This window comes from Aquabacterium sp. A7-Y (assembly GCF_026153205.1).
GTDB lineage: Bacteria > Pseudomonadota > Gammaproteobacteria > Burkholderiales > Burkholderiaceae_C > Caldimonas.
Map to the genome: position 1 here is coordinate 23,957 of NZ_JAPFBW010000016.1, position 16,013 is coordinate 39,969.

Annotated in this window: 16 protein-coding genes; 6 read left to right on the forward strand and 10 right to left on the reverse strand. The window is 69.0% G+C overall.

Going from position 1 to position 16,013, the window contains the following annotated elements; all coding sequences use genetic code 11:
* The first annotated feature begins 61 nt into the window (after window positions 1-61).
* Window positions 62-514: a DUF494 family protein gene (locus OOT46_RS15865; RefSeq protein WP_265404593.1), complete on the forward strand. Its 453-nt coding sequence runs from the start codon at window positions 62-64 to the stop codon at window positions 512-514.
* A 46-nt stretch (window positions 515-560) separates the two neighbouring features.
* Here the strand turns inward: OOT46_RS15865 and OOT46_RS15870 are convergent, their stop codons facing one another.
* The 8 genes from OOT46_RS15870 to OOT46_RS15905 all read right to left on the reverse strand — a co-directional run bounded on the left by OOT46_RS15870 (window position 561) and on the right by OOT46_RS15905 (window position 10,165).
* On the reverse strand, window positions 561-2,882 hold the full coding sequence (locus OOT46_RS15870) for a DUF1631 family protein (RefSeq protein WP_265404594.1): 2,322 nt from the start codon (window positions 2,880-2,882) through the stop codon (window positions 561-563).
* Window positions 2,883-2,926: 44 nt separating this feature from the next.
* Window positions 2,927-3,958, reverse strand: coding sequence for a protein translocase subunit SecF (gene secF, locus OOT46_RS15875; RefSeq protein ID WP_265404595.1), 1,032 nt, complete (start codon window positions 3,956-3,958; stop codon window positions 2,927-2,929).
* Window positions 3,959-4,053: 95 nt separating this feature from the next.
* Window positions 4,054-5,925: a protein translocase subunit SecD gene (gene secD, locus OOT46_RS15880; protein ID WP_265404596.1), complete on the reverse strand. Its 1,872-nt coding sequence runs from the start codon at window positions 5,923-5,925 to the stop codon at window positions 4,054-4,056.
* Between the two features lie 71 nt (window positions 5,926-5,996).
* Entirely contained in the window at window positions 5,997-6,326 is a 330-nt protein-coding gene (gene yajC / locus OOT46_RS15885; RefSeq protein WP_265404597.1) for a preprotein translocase subunit YajC, read from the reverse strand.
* Window positions 6,327-6,485: 159 nt separating this feature from the next.
* A complete protein-coding gene (locus OOT46_RS15890) occupies window positions 6,486-7,202 on the reverse strand; it encodes a VWA domain-containing protein (RefSeq protein WP_265404598.1) in 717 nt (238 codons plus the stop codon).
* A 51-nt stretch (window positions 7,203-7,253) separates the two neighbouring features.
* Window positions 7,254-8,459, reverse strand: coding sequence for a toxic anion resistance protein (locus tag OOT46_RS15895; protein WP_265404599.1), 1,206 nt, complete (start codon window positions 8,457-8,459; stop codon window positions 7,254-7,256).
* The gene (locus OOT46_RS15900; protein WP_265404600.1) at window positions 8,452-9,546 is read right to left on the reverse strand and encodes a hypothetical protein; all 1,095 of its coding nucleotides are present in this window, start codon (window positions 9,544-9,546) and stop codon (window positions 8,452-8,454) included. The genes OOT46_RS15895 and OOT46_RS15900 overlap by 8 nt, the downstream gene beginning before the upstream one ends.
* 37 nt (window positions 9,547-9,583) lie before the next feature.
* Complete coding sequence (locus tag OOT46_RS15905; RefSeq protein WP_265404601.1) at window positions 9,584-10,165, reverse strand: TerD family protein; 582 nt, start codon at window positions 10,163-10,165, stop codon at window positions 9,584-9,586.
* 315 nt (window positions 10,166-10,480) lie between these two features.
* On the opposite strand from OOT46_RS15905, the gene OOT46_RS15910 reads away from it, so the two are divergent.
* Together OOT46_RS15910 and OOT46_RS15915 are read left to right on the forward strand one after the other, a co-directional pair.
* The gene (locus tag OOT46_RS15910; protein ID WP_265404602.1) at window positions 10,481-11,293 is read left to right on the forward strand and encodes a metallophosphoesterase; all 813 of its coding nucleotides are present in this window, start codon (window positions 10,481-10,483) and stop codon (window positions 11,291-11,293) included.
* 100 nt (window positions 11,294-11,393) lie between these two features.
* Window positions 11,394-12,311 carry an SMP-30/gluconolactonase/LRE family protein gene (locus tag OOT46_RS15915; protein WP_265404603.1) on the forward strand — a complete coding sequence of 306 codons (918 nt, stop codon included), beginning with the start codon at window positions 11,394-11,396 and terminating at the stop codon, window positions 12,309-12,311.
* Between the two features lie 168 nt (window positions 12,312-12,479).
* Here OOT46_RS15915 and OOT46_RS15920 read toward each other — a convergent pair whose 3' ends face one another.
* Window positions 12,480-13,187 (reverse strand): ubiquinone/menaquinone biosynthesis methyltransferase, encoded by a 708-nt coding sequence (locus OOT46_RS15920; RefSeq protein ID WP_265404604.1) that lies wholly within the window; start codon window positions 13,185-13,187, stop codon window positions 12,480-12,482.
* A gap of 548 nt (window positions 13,188-13,735) precedes the next feature.
* Here OOT46_RS15920 and OOT46_RS15925 point away from each other — a divergent pair.
* From OOT46_RS15925 to OOT46_RS15935, 3 genes are all read left to right on the forward strand, one after another.
* Entirely contained in the window at window positions 13,736-14,263 is a 528-nt protein-coding gene (locus tag OOT46_RS15925) for a BON domain-containing protein (protein ID WP_265404605.1), read from the forward strand.
* A gap of 111 nt (window positions 14,264-14,374) precedes the next feature.
* Window positions 14,375-14,788: a VOC family protein gene (locus OOT46_RS15930; RefSeq protein WP_265404606.1), complete on the forward strand. Its 414-nt coding sequence runs from the start codon at window positions 14,375-14,377 to the stop codon at window positions 14,786-14,788.
* Between the two features lie 203 nt (window positions 14,789-14,991).
* Window positions 14,992-15,522 carry a phasin family protein gene (locus OOT46_RS15935; protein ID WP_265404607.1) on the forward strand — a complete coding sequence of 177 codons (531 nt, stop codon included), beginning with the start codon at window positions 14,992-14,994 and terminating at the stop codon, window positions 15,520-15,522.
* 28 nt (window positions 15,523-15,550) lie between these two features.
* Here OOT46_RS15935 and OOT46_RS15940 read toward each other — a convergent pair whose 3' ends face one another.
* A complete protein-coding gene (locus OOT46_RS15940) occupies window positions 15,551-15,913 on the reverse strand; it encodes a DUF1428 domain-containing protein (RefSeq protein ID WP_265404608.1) in 363 nt (120 codons plus the stop codon).
* Between the last annotated feature and the right edge of the window lie 100 nt (window positions 15,914-16,013).

Genomic DNA, 16,013 nt, shown 5'->3' on the forward strand with positions numbered 1-16,013 from the left:
CGGGGGCTCCCCCTCTTTTTAGCGTCCTGCCGCCGGCAGCGGCTCGGGTATAGTCAGGCGCATGTTCGATGTGCTCGTCTATCTCTACGAAAACTACTGGCGGCCTGACGCTTGCCCCGACCATGCACAGCTCACGCGCAAACTCTCGGCGGTGGGCTTCGAGAGCGACGAGATCCAGGAAGCCCTGACCTGGCTGGACGGCCTGACCCATTCGGCCCAGAGCCATCCCGGCACCCAGGGCCCCCACAGCATGCGTGTGTTCACGCCGGCCGAGCAGGACCAGCTCGGCGAGGAATGCATGGGTTTCATCAGCTTCCTGGAAAGCGCCGGGGTCCTGCCCGCCCCGATGCGCGAGATCGTGATCGACCGCGCCATGGTCAGCAGCGGCAGCCCGATGTCGCTCGAAGACCTGAAGATCATCGTGCTGATGGTGTTCTGGAGCCTGGGCGAGGAGCCCGACGCCCTGATCCTCGATGAATTGTTCGTCGATGTCGCCGACCGCCTGATCCACTGACCCACGCTTCGCGGCGGGCCGGCTTGCCGGCCCGCCCCCGTGGCTCTCAGCTGAGCAGCCGGCTCGGGTCGGCGTCCAGCTTGGCCAGCGCGTCGCGCGTGGCACGCACCGTCAGCGCCTCTTCCTCGGCCGGCACCAACAGGCCGGCCTGCAGGAAGGCAGCCAGCCGGTGTTGCTGGAACAACACGCAACGGCCGTTGGGCGAGGCGAACAGGCTCAGCTGCTTGCGCAAGCCCTGCCAGGCCAGCTGCACCGCCTCGTTGCGCCCCCGGTAGTCGAGCTTGAACCAGCTGCCGACCTGGATGCTGCGCGCCCAGGCCACCATGGCCGGGCTGGGCATGGAGCCGCCCTCGGCCACCACCTCGAGCCCGGTGGTCTCGTGGCCCGAGAGGTCTAGCACCATGGCCTCGTCGATCTCCACCTCGGTGTCGGGCAGCAGCTCTTCCAGCGTCTCCAGCCGCAGCATCAGCTCGTCGAGCCGCTCGGTCGGGATGGCGGCCGTCTTGGCGGTGAAGGCCGCCGCCAGCGAGTTGTTGAGCGCCTGGATGTGCTCGTCCTGCTTGGCGGTGGACACGCCCGCGTTGGCCATGCCGTCACGCAGGGTCTTCAGCAGCGGCGGCAGACGCCGGATCACCTCGGCGCGCTCCTCGCGCGACACCTTGGCGCTGGCCGACCAGATCAGGTCGGCGGCGGCGCGTTTCATCGCCTTGGTCGTGTCGCTCTGCGCGCCGCTCTTTACCGCGGTCATCGCCAGCACGTCGGCCCAGATCTGGAACAGGAAGTCGCGCACCCCGTCCTGCACCGGGACTTCGTTGAGCATCTTGCGCAGCTCGATGGTGTACTGGATCGCCAGGATCTCGCGCTGCTCGACCTGCTGGGCCAGCGACACCCCCTTGCGGGAGACCTCGTTCTCGTTGCGGAAGTAGTGGTCCAGGAACTTCTCGAACTCCACCAGCACGGTCTGGAACACACGCCGGCCAGTGTCAGGATAGGCCTCGACCACCTGGACGACCCGCTTGATCTCCTTCTCGAGGGCATCACCCATCACGCCCACGGTCGCGGCATCGAAGCCCATCACACAGGCCCCCATGCGGTCGATCAACTTGCGCGCCGGGTGGTCGGTGGTGGCAAAAAAATCGGGCTCGCCGACCGCCACCCGCAGCACCGGCATCTGCAGCCGCGCGAACCACACGCGCACCGAGGGCGGCAGGCGCTCCTCGGTCAGGATGGCCTGGAACAGCAGGGCCACGATCTCGATCGTGGCGCGCTCCACCGGCGAGTCGGTCGCGCGCTTGAGCGCCTGCTTGCGCTCGTTCAAATCGTCGAGCAGGGCCGGGGCGCTGGCCTGCAGCGAATCCGGTCGGGTGCTGCGCAGGCGCTGCGCGACGTCGCGCTCGGCCTCGGCGATCGCGGCGGCCAGCTTGGGCGAGGCCTGGAAGGTGGTGGTGACGTCGAAGTCCGGCACCTGCTGGCCCACCAGCCGGTTGAGCCGGCCGAGCACCGCCTGGGCCTGCTCGGTGGCGCGCATCAGGTTGGAGGCGCGCGTCATCATGCGGGTCTCCTCGCCGACCGCGCTCTGGCGCAGCGGCCCCGGCCGCGACATCGTCCCGGGCTGGACCGCCGCGCCACCCGCAAGGCCGGCGACGGCAGGCGACGGCGATGCCGGCGCCGTGCTGCCATACGGCACCGGCGCGCTGTGCGGCATGGCCGCTCGAGTGCGCCGGATCAGCGGCCGCAGGTCGATCTCGGGCAGCACGCCGTGTGCGATCAACCACTTGTTGGTCTCGTGGTAAGCCAGCACCATCAGGTGGCCCAGTTCATCGTGCAGCACTGGTTGCAACAGGCGCCAGGCGGCGATGCCGAGTCCGGCGCCGCGCCAGGCGTCAACGAGCTCGCGCGAGACAACGTGGGGCCGCAGCACGTCGGCCGAAGCCAAGTCGGTGCGCCGCTCCAGAGCGCCGAGCCGCGAGCGCAGATCGGTGAATTCGGAGGAGGCCTGGTCCATCGCGGCCAGGGCCAGGCGCGAGGTCAGGATCTCGTGTTCTATGGTGTCGTCGTCCACCAGCGACAGCTCGGCGCCGCGCAGGCTGAGGCCTCCGGGTTGGCTGGGGGTGGGTTCATGGACGCTGGCGGCGCGGCGCTGCAGGCCTTCGATCAGCAGCCGCTGCCAGGCGGCGCGCTGCCGCTGGATGTCGGCCCAGGCATCGCGGCGGCGCAGCAACACGTCGGGCGGCGCAGCCTGGGAGGCGAGCGCCTTCGCCCCTTCTTCCACCGCCGACAGAGCGTTGGGCGCGCCGTACAGCAGCACGTTCAGAAAGGTCCTGCGGGCCTGGGCTGCGAGCGCCTTCGGATCGGCGGGAATCGCCATGGTGGAGGGGTCGCCTGCGTCCTATGCGGAAAAGTGCATCAACTCTACACCACGGCACCAGCGTTGGGATCGTCCGGATCGTTTTCCTGACGCGTCGCCTTGATCAGGTCTTCCCGCTTGACGCCCAGCCACATCGCGATGGCAGCCGCGACGAACACGGAGGAATAGATGCCGAAGCAGATGCCGATGGTCAGCGCGATCGCAAAGTAGTGCAGGGTCGGGCCACCGAAGATCAGCATCGCCAGCACCATCATCTGCGTCGAGCCGTGGGTGATGATGGTCCGGCTCATCGTGCTGGTGATGGCGTGGTCGATCACCTCGGACGGCGTCATCTTGCGGTACTTCCGGAAGGCCTCACGGATCCGGTCGAAGATCACCACCGACTCATTGACCGAGTAGCCCAGCACCGCCAGCACCGCCGCCAGCACCGAGAGCGAGAACTCCCACTGGAAGAAGGCGAAGAAGCCGAGGATGATGATCACGTCGTGCAGGTTGGCAATGATGGCGGCCACCGAGAACTTCCACTCGAAGCGCATTGCCAGGTAGATCATGATGCCGGCAATCGTCACCAGCAGCGCCAGCGCGCCGTCGCGAGCCAGCTCGGAACCGACCTGCGGCCCGACGAACTCGCTGCGCTGCAGCTTCAGCGGCTCGGCCGACGCGGTGGCGCAGACCTCGCGCCCGACCGCCTCGCCCTTGGGGCTGATTTCCTGGCGCCGCTCGACCTTGCCGCCCTCGGCCTGGCACAGCGCGCCGAACACGCGGCCCACCACCTCGGCCTGCTTGACTTCGCCGCGCAGCGGCAGGCGGATCAGCACGTCGCGCGAGGTGCCGAAGTTCTGCACCAGCACTTCGCCGAAGTTCTGTGCCTCGACGGTGCTGCGCACCTTGCCAAGGTCGGCCGGCTGGCTGTATTGCACCTCCATCACGGTGCCGCCGGTGAACTCGATCGACAGGTGCAGGCCGCGCGTGACCAGAAAAAACACCGCCAGGAGGAAGGTCACGACGGAGATGATGTTGAACACCAGCGCGTGCCGCATGAAGGGGATGTCGCGCTTGATCCGGAAAAATTCCATGGACGGGAGTCCCTACTGTTGAAGGCGGCGACAGGGCGGACCGTCCCGCCTGCTGTCGCTGCGCACCGTTGCTTCGCTTTTCGCCCGTGACCGGCTCAGACCGCGTCGGCGCTTTCGGCGCCGGGCTTCCAGACCTGGCCGATGGAGACCGACTTGAGCTTCTTCTGGCGGCCGTACCACAGGTTCACCAGCCCGCGCGAGAACAGCACGGCCGAGAACATCGAGGTCAGGATGCCGAGGCAGTGCACCACCGCGAAGCCGCGCACCGGGCCGGAGCCGAAGGCCAGCAGCGCGACACCGGCTATCAGGGTGGTGACGTTGGAGTCCAGGATGGTCGCCCAGGCACGCTCGTAGCCGACGTGGATGGCGGTCTGCGGCGAGCTGCCGTTGCGCAGCTCCTCGCGCACCCGCTCGTTGATCAGCACGTTGGCGTCGATCGCCATGCCCAGGGTCAGGGCAATGGCCGCAATGCCGGGCAGGCTCAAGGTGGCCTGCAGCATCGACAGCACCGCCACCAGCAGCAGCACATTGACCGCCAGCGCGACGGTCGAGAACACGCCGAACAGCCGGTAGTAGAGGCACATGAAGACGGCGATCGCGATGAAGCCGTAGAGCACGCTGTTGAACCCCTTGGCGATGTTGTCGGCGCCCAGGGCCGGACCGATGGTGCGCTCCTCGATGATCTCCATCGGCGCGGCCAGCGAGCCGGCGCGCAGCAGCAGCGCGGTGTCGTTGGCTTCCTGGGTCGTCATGGCGCCGGAAATCTGCACCCGGCCGCCGCCGATCTCGCTGCGGATCACCGGTGCGGTCACGACCTCGCCCTTGCCCTTCTCGAACAGCAGGATCGCCATGCGCTTGTTGATGTTGTCGCGCGTGACGTCGCGGAAGATGCGCGCGCCCTTGGCATCCAGGGTCAGGTGCACCGCGGGCTGCTGCTGGTCGTCGAAGCCGGCCTGGGCGTCGGTCAGGTTCTCGCCGGTCAGGATGACCTGGCGCTTGACGATGATGGCGCCGCCGCCGCGCTCGGTGTAGCGCTCGGTGCCGAAAGGCACGGCCCCGCTGCCGGCGGCGCCCACGGCCTCGGGGCTGTCGTCCACCAGTCGCACTTCCAAGGTGGCGGTACGGCCGATGATGTCCTTGGCGCGCGCGGTGTCCTGCACGCCGGGCAACTGCACCACCACCCGGTCGAGGCCCTGCTGCTGGATCACCGGCTCGCTGGTCCCCAGCTCGTTGATGCGGTTGTGCAAGGTCGTGATGTTCTGCTTGAGCGCCTGCTCCTGTACGCGCCGCGCCGCCTCGATCTTGAGCGTGCCGACCAGCTTGGCGTCGCTGCCCTCGGGCTGCTGCCCCCAGCTCATGTCCGGCACCTGGTCCGTGAGCAGCTGCAGGGCAGCTGCCATCGCCTGCGTATCGCGGAAGCGCACCTCGACGTTGTCGCCGGCGCGGGCGATGCCGGCGTGGCGGATGTTCTTGTCGCGCAGCAGGGTGCGGATGTCGGAGGTCAGCGACTCGGCCCGCTTGGTCAGCGCCGCCTTCATGTCGACCTGCATCAGGAAGTGCACGCCGCCGCGCAGGTCCAGGCCCAGGTACATCGGCATCGCGTGAAGGGCGCTCAACCACTGCGGCGAGCGCGGCACCAGGTTCAGCGCGACGATGTAGGTCGGGTCCTGGGGATCGGCGTTGAGCGCCTTCTCGATCACGTCGCGGGCCTTGAGCTGGGCGTCGGTGTCGGCGAAACGCGCCCTGACCGAGTTGCCCTCGAACTGCACGAAGTCAGGCTGCAAGCCGGCTTGCTTCAGGGCCTGCTCGACACGGCCGGACAGAGCCTCGTCCACCTTCACGGTGGCCTTGGCGCTGGACACCTGGACGGCCGGCGCCTCGCCGAACAAGTTGGGCAGGGTGTAAATCAACCCCACCAGCACGGCGACCACCAGGATCGCGTATTTCCACCACGGATAGCGGTTCATGACAGCTCTCTTGCCTCAGGCTGGGTCCGGGCGCAGCGGGCGCTCGGCGGGAAGGGTGCGCGACCGGCTTTTTACTTGATCGTGCCCTTGGGCAGGACCTGGACCACGGCGCTGCGCTGGATCAGGATCTCGACGCCGCTGGAAATCTCCAGGTGCAGGTAGGTCTCGCCCAGCTTGGCGACCTTGCCCAGCATGCCGCCGGCGGTCACGATCTCGTCGCCCTTTGCAATGGCTTCGATCATCGCCTTGAGCTCCTTCTGGCGCTTCATCTGGGGCCGGATCATGATGAAGTAAAGCACCACGAACATCAGCACCAGGGGCAGCATGCTGAGCAGGCCGGACTGGGCACCGCCCGATGCGGCGGCGGGTGCGGCCTGTGCGAAGGCTTCAGAGATAAACACGGCTCGGTCTCCAGGGAGAATGGATAAACATTCGATTGTATGCGCCCGCCTCGACCGGGTTGGTCAAACGACCCTCGCCGTGCAACCGGCGGCGAGCCGTGGCCGCCGGCACTGACTGACACGCAGGCTGGGCGGCCGGGCCGGCCGCTCAGCCCCGCCTCAACCCTGCTTGCCGATCCACTTGGAGAACTCGGGCGAGATCAGCGCCCCGAGCAGGGTCTCGTCCTCGATGCCGCGCAGCTGGCGCAGTTGCACGAAGCCGGCGTTGGGCTCGGCCTCGGCAACCGCTTCGAGATAGCTCAGGTCCGAGTTGCCGATGCCGACGAACTGCACGTAGGCGCGCCGGCTGCGCAGCGCCTGCAGGGTCGCTTCGAAGGCCTCGCGGTCCATGTTTTCGCCATCGGTGATCAACAGGATCATCAGCGGCTGCTCGCCGACTGCCTGCCTGGCGACCTCACCGGCCTTGTCCTTCGCGCCAAACAGGCGGCCCAGCTTGCTGGCCTTCTTGCCTTCGGTGCCGTAGTAGTGCGCCTGGATGGACTGCAGCACTGGCGCGTAGGCGGTACCGCCCCACTTCTTCAGCGTGCCGTTGGCCACGATCTCGCGGGCGACAAAACCGTCGATGCTGTTCATCGTCGCCTGGCCGACGTAGCCATGGCCGTCGTCGAACACCCAGACGTCAAGCAGCTGGTCGCTGTCGAACTTCATCGCCACCGCGAGGCAGCGCTCGACGACCGCCTGCACGATGCCGGCCTGGTACTCGTCCCTCATGGAGCCGGAGATATCGACCGCCAGCGCCACCTGCGACGGCACCGGCGTGATGCCGCGCTTCTGGAGCACGATCTCGGTCTTCTTGACGAGGTTGATCATGGACATGGGGGACCCTCTCTGTGTCGTTGTATGGATATTGTGGTCGGGAGCCCGGCCTCAGGCCGGGCGGCCGATGGCGGCCTTCAACTCGTTCTGCAGCACCCCGATGCGGCGCTCGGCGTCCTGGCGCTGGGCCTGGCCCTCGCGCTGGATGGACAGCACCTCCTCGACGGTGGAGATCAGCGTCTGCTGCACCTGCTCCAGGGTCTCGATGTCGATCACCGAGCGCTGGTTGGCGCGGGCGGTTTCGACCGAGTTCTGCTTCAGCAGCTCGGCGTTGCGGCGCAGGAACTCGTTGGTCGCATCGTCGATGTTCTTGGCCAGCGCCACCGCCTGGCTCTGCTCATTGAGCGACAGCGCCAGCATGAACTGGCGCCGCCAGGCGGGAATGGTGAGTTCCTTGATGTTCTGGAACTTCTCGATGATGGTCTGGTTGTTGCTCTGGATGATGCGGATCATCGGCAGGGTCTGCAGCGCCGACATGCGCAGCGCCAGCAGGTCGGCGACCCGCTTTTCCAGCCGCTCGGCGAACTGGCGCAGGTCGTTGATGCGCTGCGCGGCGCCGACGTCGCCGGGCTCGGGCTGGGCGTTCAGCTCGCCCTGCAGCTCGGCCAGCTTGAGCTTGCCGGCCGCCACCGAGACGCTCAGACGGCGAAACTCCTCCTGGGTCGCGGCAAAGGCCTGGTCCAGGTCCTGCACGCGCTGGCGCAGGCCCTGCTGCGAAATGTCGACTTCGCCGACCAGCTTTTCCAGCTGCTTGTCGGTGGACTGGAACTGCTGAATCAGCGCTTCCTTGCCGAGCTTGAAACGGTCCACCAGCCCGCCGATCAGCGGGATGCGGCTGCGCTGCGTGCTGAGCGCGCCGAGGTTGATGGACTTCGCGGTGACCACAATGGTGCTCAGCTTGCTGCCGATCTCGCCCAGGTCCTTGTTTTTCACCTGCGCCAGGATGCGGTCGGCGTACTTGGAGGCATGGTTGGCCGCCTCGCTGCCCAGGTCGTGCACCGTCATCGGCTTGCTGGTGTCGAGGCGCTCGGCCAGGCTTTTCACCTGCGCCGCGTCCTGCGGTCCGAGCTGCTGTTCGCTGAGCAGCTGGTCCAGGCTCATGGCCGGGGCGGCCTGCAGGGGGAAAGCCGGGGCGGGGGCATAGGCCTGGGCCGGCGCGTAAGGCGCGGCCGCCGGGGCGACCGCGGTGGTGGGTGCCGGGGCGGGCGCGGGGACCGGATCGAGGGCCAGGGCGGATTTCGGCTTGAAGCTAGTCATAGACTTTCCGGGAGGTGAGGGTCACGAGATGGCCCAGCTGGTCCATCAGCTGTTGGTGGGTGTCGAGCGCCTTGGAGTCGCCCACCGCCAACTCCTTGTGCGACTGCAGCGGCGCCAGGAATTGCTGGCGCCACAGCGGCAGGGTCGCGAAACGCAGGGTCTGCACCCGCTCGGCCACGGTGAGCAGGTGTTCGCGGGCGATCTGCAGCTGGCGGCGTGTCATGTCGGCCGAAGCCGACAGCGTGGACAGCAGCTGCGCACGACGCGCCAGGCGTTCCCGGGTGGCGGGCGGCCGGTCGGCCAGCAGGTGCTCGGCGAGCCGGCAGGCCCAGTGGTGCTGGGCCAGCGACCGCAGCTGGTCCTCGTTTCGCTCGATCAGCTCGACCAGCCGGCCGGCGTCGTCCAGCACGGCCTGCTCCATCGCGGCCAGCTCCTTCAGGCGCGCCTCCAGCGTCTGGTCCAGGCTGGCGAGCCAGGTCACCGGGGACCGGGTCAGGCGCTGCAGCCAGCCGCTGCGGGCTTGCGGGCGCACGCTCGCCAGATCGTCCAGCGTCTGCTTCAGCAGCGCCCCCACCCGCGGCAGATCGGGGTCCGTCATGATGCGCATGGCCTGCTTCAGCAGGCCGTCCACCGCCGCTGCCGGGCCTTCGCCAAACTGCAGGATGTCCTCGTCGCGAGCCGTGTCCAGGTCCTTCAGCAGGCGGAAGGTGGTGCGCTGGTGCTGCAGCTCGGTGGGCGCGCCGGGCAGCTGGGCCAGGGCGTCCAGGAAGGCCGCGGGCAGCTCGGCGCTGATCGAGGGCGCGAACAGCGCCCTTGGCGGCACGGCCTGGTGGTGCTGTTCGGCCTCAAAGGTGCGCACCGCGGGCGTCGCGGGGGCTTGCGACTGCATGCCGTGGAAGGTCCGCACGGCCGGCGCGGCCTCCGGGGCCGCCACCGCACGCCGCGGTTCGCCATGGAAGGTGCGCACCCCGGCGGGGGCCGGCACGGGGGCGGCCGGCGTCACCGGCGCCGGGCCTGCTGCCGGTGAGGCGGCGGCATCGGGCGGGGAAGGAGCCAGCTTCCCGCCGCCGAACAGCGGACGTGTCATGCGTCGCGGTCCTCGGGGAGCGCGGCTGTCGAAAAGCTCAGTTCAGGTAGCCGCCGACGAAGGTGCCCAGGTCCAGCGCGTAGCCGGCGCCCACGGCGCGGAACTCCCACTGGCCCTCGCCATTGCGCACCAGCGAGCCCATCTGCACCGCCGTTTCGCGGCTGAAGGCTTCGTCCAGGTCGTAGGTGCACAGCACCTTGCCGGTCTGCTCGTTGTAGATGCGGATGTAGGCGTCCTTGAGCATGCCGAAGTGCTGGTTGCGCTCGGCCGCTTCGTGGAGGGTCACGACGAAGGAGATCTCGCGCACCTCGGCTTCGAGCTTGGGCAGCTCGACCACCAGGGTCTCGTCGTCGCCGTCGCCGGCGCCGGTGCGGTTGTCGCCGCTGTGCAGCACCGAGCCGTTGGGCGTGGCCTTGTTGTTGTAGAAGACGAAGTGCTGCTCGCTCAGCAGCTTGGGCTCCTGCTGCGCGTTCAGGCGACACACGAAGGCCGACACGTCGAGGTCCAGCGGCGGCGTGGTCTGCGGCAGCTCCCAGCCCAGGCCGACGCGCACGCGGGCCAGCGCCGGCTCGGACTTGGTCAGGTTCAGGGTTCCGCCCTTCTTGAGATTGATGGTCATCACTACCCTCTGTTGATGTTGGCTTTTTGCTTTTTGCCTGGGCGCCGATGTTAGCCCCAGTCGGCGCCCGCCCTGCCCCCGCAAAAGGGGGGCGGCGGACCCGCAGGAGGCGACTCTACAACGCGGCGAGCGGTTTGCCGTGGAGCGGCGCCGACACGGCGAGCACTCCGCGGCCACGCCGTCGGCCTGCTGCACCCGTCCGGCGGCGCAGCGGCCGCCGGGGGCCGGCTCCCTTATAGTGGCCCCAAGCCGCAGCACACGGCAGCGAGGTGAGCCCCCGCTGCTTCCGGGCGGACGAGCACCCTGGAGGACGTCGTGGCCCGCATCCTGATCTATTCCGACCTGCACCTCGAATTCGGCCCCTTCACGCCGCCGCCGGGGCTGGCCTATGACGTCGTGATCCTGGCCGGCGACATCCAGACGCCGGGCGCACGCGGGGTGCGCTGGGCGCAGCGCAGGGCGGTGTTCCAGGGCCGGCCGGTCATCTACGTGCCGGGCAACCACGAGTACTACGGTCAGCCGCGCGCCCTGCAGCTGGCGCTGATGCGCGAGATCGCGCAGGAAGGCAATGTGCACGTGCTCGACCGCGATGTCTGCGAGGTGGCCGGCATCCGTTTTCTCGGCGTGACGCTGTGGACCGACTTCCGCCTCCACGAACACCTCGGCACCCCCTGGCCCGAGGCCGCCGAGGTGGCCGGCCAGCGCATGAACGACTTCCGCCTGATCCAGGAGGGGCACGACAGCGACGAAGGCGGCCCCGACCCCTTCCGCCCCGAGGACGCGCTGCAGGAACACCAGCTGGGCCGCGCCTGGCTGCAGCAGCAGCTCGAGCAAGCCGCCGAAACGCCTGCTCTGCCCACGGTGGTCGTCACGCACCATGCGCCCAGCCCGCGCAGCGTCTCGGCCCCCTTCCAGGGCCATCCGCTCTCGCCGGCCTTCGCCTCGGAGCTGCCCGGCGAATTTTTCGGGGGCGCGCGGCTGTGGGTGCACGGACACATCCACACCAACAGCGACTACCGGGTCGGCGACACCCGGATCATCTGCAATCCGCGTGGCTACTGGGAACCCGAGCACCAGCGCACCGACAACCCCGGCTTCAACCCGGGGCTGGTGGTGGAGGTGGGCTGAGGCGGCTCGGGACAGTCCGCTGGCCCCGTGAAGGACGGCGATATGATCAAGCCGGACGTGCCCGGAAGCCGTCTGCAGACTCGCACTGAACAGGACGGACATGACGATGGTTTCCGCCGCCACGCCGCGGCTGCTCGGCCCGGTGACGACACTCTGGCCTGCCGGCGCCATGCTGGGTGAAGGCACCTGCTGGTCGCCTTCGCGCCAGGCACTCTACTGGGTCGACATCCTCGAACACCGGCTGTTCCGCTACACGCCCTCGACAGGACTGCGTGAGCAGTGGGAGCTGCCCGACACCGTCTCGGCGGTCGCCGAGCGCCGCGACGGGCCGGGCCTGCTGATCACACTGAGGCGCGGCTTCGCCTTCTTCGACCCGGACGACGGCGGCCAGCTGGAGCTGCTGCACGAGCCCGGCGACGAGCCGGCCGGCAACCGCTTCAACGACGGCAAGTGCGACGCCGAGGGCCGCTTCTGGGGCGCAACGATGGACTTCGACGCCAAGGCTCCAACTGGCCGGCTCTATCGCTTCGACGCGCAGCGCCACTGCAACCTGGTGTTCGACCTGCGATTCCCGGTGACCAACGGGCCCACCTGGTCGGCCGACGGACGCACGCTCTACTTCAACGACACCGCGCGCCGCGACACCTATGCCTTCGACTTTGATCCGGCCAGCGGCACCCTGGCGAACCGACGGCACTGGCACCGTTTCGGCAAGGCCGACGGCTACCCCGATGGCATGACCACCGATGCGCAGGGCCGGCTGTGGATGGCCCACTGGGGTGCCGGCTGCGTCACCTGCCACGACCCGGACAGCGCCGAGGAGTTGCTGCGCGTCGAGCTGCCAACCAGCCACATCACCAATGTCAACTTTGGCGGGCCTGCGATGAACACCCTGTTCATCACGAGCGCCCGCTTCGGCCTCAGCGAGGACCAGCGGGCTGCCCAGCCGCTGGCCGGCGCGCTCTTCTGCGTCGAGACCGACGCCACCGGGGTGGCGCCGAACCGCTACGCCGGTTGAGCACCGGCCTGAGCGGGCTGGTAGGGCCGCAAGCACCACGCCACCAGAGAGACCGCGAGCAGGCCTCAGCCGAGCAGGTGCTGCAGCGGCAGCCGCTGCAGGCGGGCGGCGCTTGGGGATGTTGGCATGGTGCGGTCCTCGGCAGCGGGGCGCTCGCGCGGGCGGACCTCAGTGCAGTGCCAGCGGCGGCTTGCGCGCCAGGTACAGCCGCGCGATGCCGTGGCTGAGGCTGTGGTGGGTGCAGGCGACAAAACGGCCCCGCGCCAGCAACGACTGCACCGCGCGGGCGCTGCGCCAGCCCAGGATCTCCTGCTCCAGGTGGCCGTAGGCGGACCAGCCCAGACGCACCAGGTGGAACAGGCGCAGGTAGAGCTGAAAAGCGTCGCGCAGCCAGCCGCTGTCCGGCTGGCCCAGCTCCAGCAGCGCGACCCGCCCGCCGGGACGCAGCACCCGGTACATCTCCTGCACGCAGCGGCTGCGGTCGAGGATGTCGTCGATCGCGAAGGCGAGGGTGACCGCGTCGAAGCTGTCGTCGTCGAAAGGCAGTTCGGTCGCGTCGCAGCGCAGCAGCTCGACCGAGAGACCGGCACGGTTGACCCGGCGCCCCGCCCTCGCGAGCATGCCTTCGTTGAGATCGCAGGCCGAGACACAGACGCCCACGTTGGCCCGGGCCAGCTCGGCCGCCAGCGCCCCGGTGCCGGTCGCGACATCGAGCACGCGCGCGCCGGGACCGAGTTCAAGCGCGCCCACCGCGGCGCGGCGCCAGCGGCGGTCGCGGCCGAAGCTGAGTACCGAGTTCATCAGGTCGTAATAGGGCGCGACCCGGGTGAACAAGGCCTGGGGCGTGCGGGGACGGTCGCGGACAGCACTTTGCATGGCGGGCTCACCGAGGTGCGGAGGCAGGCGCCGTGTCGCGCGAGCGCTGCGGATCGATCTGCAGCAGGTCGGCCAGCGCGGTCAGCAGCAGGCCGGCGGCGACGGCCGCAGCCGGCATGTCGACTGGGACATCCGGCGCGCGCGCTGAACACGAAGCAGACAGCTTAGTGGCCCGCCCCCACCGCGGAACCTGTCAAGGTGTCCAGCGCCAGCCCCTGGACGGGGCGCCGCACCAGGCCCTGCCTGGCGGTGTGGTGAACGGCGTTCCTTCGAACAGGGGCCCGGGCACGACCGGTTGCGCCCGACTTCGGGGTCCCGCTCCGCAGCGGCCCGAGGGCATCGCCCCAGCCGCCGCCCCTGGCGCCGCCGGGCATGCGTGTTGCACGCCCCGACTGGATCGAAAGCGGTCGCGCTGCGGCCAACCCAGGCGCCATCCGGGGCCCCACGTCGCAGCGCGGACACGCGACATGTCGCAGGGAGTCCACGAGGAGCGGTTCCGAGGCCCGGGGGCCGCGCTTCCCGCCGCTCCCGACCGAAAGGAAATGCAGATGAGACACTTCACGGCAACCCTGGCCTGCCTCGCTGCCGGAGCGACAGCGATGTACTTCCTGGACCCGCAGCTGGGGCGCCGCCGCAGGGCACTGGTGCGCGACAAGCTCGTCGCCGCGTCGCACAGCGCCGGCGACGTCGCGCAAACGCGGAGCAAGTGGGCCGCCGACCATGCCAAGGGCGTCGCGGCGAGGGCACACGGCCGGCTGCAGGACATGGCACAGCCGCCCGACGATGCGCAGCTGTGTGAGCGGGTGCGTGCCCATATGGGGCGCGCGGTGAGCCATCCGAAGTCGATCGAGGTCGAGGTCTGCGACGGGCAGGTCTGCCTGCGCGGCAAGGTGCTGGCGCACGAACTCGATGGCTTGCTGGAAGCGGTCTCCTCCACGCCTGGTGTCCAGGGGGTGGACTCCCGCCTGTCGGTGCACCAGGAAGCCGGCAACGTTCCCGAGCTCCAGGGCAGCGGCCGCTCGGGCGGGCGCGGCGAGCTGGGCTCGGCGCAGGGCGTGCACATGGGCCGCAGCTGAACAGCGGCACCCGAGGCGCCGCCGGACTCTACGCCTTGACTGTCCCGCGGCAGGGCTTGCAGCCGCAGACCCTTCCCGTCATGCTCGCGGCAGCCCACATGGCCCAGCCCCATGATCCGCCTCCGAGAGATCGATCACCTCGTGCTCCGCGTCACCGACCTGGACCGCATGCTGCGCTTCTATTGCGACGCCCTGGGGTGCAGCGTCGAACGCCGCCAGGACGAGATCGGCCTGGTGCAGCTGCGCGCCGGCCGGTCCTTGCTGGACCTGGTCCCCATCGATGGCCGGCTCGGCCGCGCCGGCGGGGCGGCGCCCGGCGCGGAGGGCCGCAACCTCGACCATTTCTGCTTTCGCGTCGACCCCTTCGATGAAGCGGCGATCCGCCATCACCTCGAAGCCCTCGGGGTGGCGGTCGGCCCGGTCGCTACCCGCTACGGCGCCGAAGGTGAAGGACCGTCGATCTATCTGAGCGATCCCGAAGGCAACGTGGTGGAGCTCAAGGGCCCCCCGGCCGTTGCTGCCTGAGAGCCTCCGGCCTGCGGCAGTGATAGGCCCGCGCTGATGTCGCGGCGCGGGTGGCTTTTGGGGTAAGGCTTACAGGGCGGCGCACGGCTTTGCCGCGCCGCGCCGATGGTGCGGCTCGCCCGCGCTTGGCAGCATCAGCGAGCGCAGCCAGCGCAGACTGGGTCCACCGCTTGCCAGGTCTTCACCGCCCTGCTTCCTACTTCATGCCCGCCGCCTTTGTCGCCCGCGCCTCGGCACAGGCCGGACCGGCGGGCAACGCACCTTTTGGAGGACTCTACATGCCGGACCCACAACGCTTGATCGATTCTCAGCGTGCCCTGCTGTCCGCCACCCGCGACATCGCAACCAGCGCGCAGGACGCGGCATCCAAGGTCATGCAACTCAATCTGCGCACCTGGCAGACCGCGCTGGCCGAAGGCGGCGAACGGCTTTCCACGCTGACGCCCGCCACGGCCGCCGCGAACCTTCCCGACCTGCAGCTGGCGAACCGCTCGGCCCTCACCGCCATGGCGTCTTACACCCGCGAGCTGTTCGAGATCGGCTCGGGCTTGCAGGGCGACATGTTGAGCGCCGTTCAGCAGCAGGCCGCCGCATGGCAAACGCTGATCAGCGAGACGATGCAGGCCGTCCCCTCGCCGCTGTTCACCACCGGCGCCGGCAATGCGCCCGACACGCCGCCACCCAGCGGCCGGCCGGTCGACGGCAGGTCCCGCCCCGCATCGGCCCGGGCGTGACGCGCGGTGCCCGGTTCGGTGGAGTACCTCAGAGCTCGACAAGCCCCTTGAAACCGCCCCAGAACATGCGCATGCCGTCGAAGGGCATGCTCTTGGGGTCCATCATGTCCTTCATGCGCGGGTCTTCCATGACCTTGGCATTGACGCTGTCCCGGTGCTCGCGCGAGTCGTAGACGATCCAGGAAAACACCACGGTTTCATCGTCCTTGAGCTGCACGCTCTGCGGAAACGAGGTGACCTTGCCGGGCTTGACGTCGTCGGCGACGAATTCCATGTACTGCCGCGCGCCGTGTTCCATCCAGATCTTGCCGGCCTTCTCGGCCATGCGGTGGTAGGCATCGAGATTGGCGGTCGGTACGGGCACGACAAATCCATCGACATAGTGGGCCATGTCTGTCTCCTTGCTAACGGGTTGAACGGAGGCGCCGCGGCAACTGCAGTGGTGGCTGCGGTCCATTGTGCACAGCATCCACAAATGGAGGGAGAGTCAC

Excerpts from the sequence above, each read along its gene's own strand:
- OOT46_RS15865 (WP_265404593.1), top strand. The coding sequence starts at position 62 with ATGTTCGATGTGCTCGTCTATCTCTACGAAAACTACTGGCGGCCTGAC.
- OOT46_RS15870 (WP_265404594.1), bottom strand. The coding sequence starts at position 2,882 with ATGGCGATTCCCGCCGATCCGAAGGCGCTCGCAGCCCAGGCCCGCAGG.
- secF (WP_265404595.1), bottom strand. The coding sequence starts at position 3,958 with ATGGAATTTTTCCGGATCAAGCGCGACATCCCCTTCATGCGGCACGCG.
- secD (WP_265404596.1), bottom strand. The coding sequence starts at position 5,925 with ATGAACCGCTATCCGTGGTGGAAATACGCGATCCTGGTGGTCGCCGTG.
- OOT46_RS15890 (WP_265404598.1), bottom strand. The coding sequence starts at position 7,202 with ATGTCCATGATCAACCTCGTCAAGAAGACCGAGATCGTGCTCCAGAAG.
- OOT46_RS15895 (WP_265404599.1), bottom strand. The coding sequence starts at position 8,459 with ATGACTAGCTTCAAGCCGAAATCCGCCCTGGCCCTCGATCCGGTCCCC.
- OOT46_RS15900 (WP_265404600.1), bottom strand. The coding sequence starts at position 9,546 with ATGACACGTCCGCTGTTCGGCGGCGGGAAGCTGGCTCCTTCCCCGCCC.
- OOT46_RS15905 (WP_265404601.1), bottom strand. The coding sequence starts at position 10,165 with ATGACCATCAATCTCAAGAAGGGCGGAACCCTGAACCTGACCAAGTCC.
- OOT46_RS15915 (WP_265404603.1), top strand. The coding sequence starts at position 11,394 with ATGACGATGGTTTCCGCCGCCACGCCGCGGCTGCTCGGCCCGGTGACG.
- OOT46_RS15920 (WP_265404604.1), bottom strand. The coding sequence starts at position 13,187 with ATGCAAAGTGCTGTCCGCGACCGTCCCCGCACGCCCCAGGCCTTGTTC.
- OOT46_RS15925 (WP_265404605.1), top strand. The coding sequence starts at position 13,736 with ATGAGACACTTCACGGCAACCCTGGCCTGCCTCGCTGCCGGAGCGACA.
- OOT46_RS15930 (WP_265404606.1), top strand. The coding sequence starts at position 14,375 with ATGATCCGCCTCCGAGAGATCGATCACCTCGTGCTCCGCGTCACCGAC.
- OOT46_RS15935 (WP_265404607.1), top strand. The coding sequence starts at position 14,992 with ATGCCCGCCGCCTTTGTCGCCCGCGCCTCGGCACAGGCCGGACCGGCG.
- OOT46_RS15940 (WP_265404608.1), bottom strand. The coding sequence starts at position 15,913 with ATGGCCCACTATGTCGATGGATTTGTCGTGCCCGTACCGACCGCCAAT.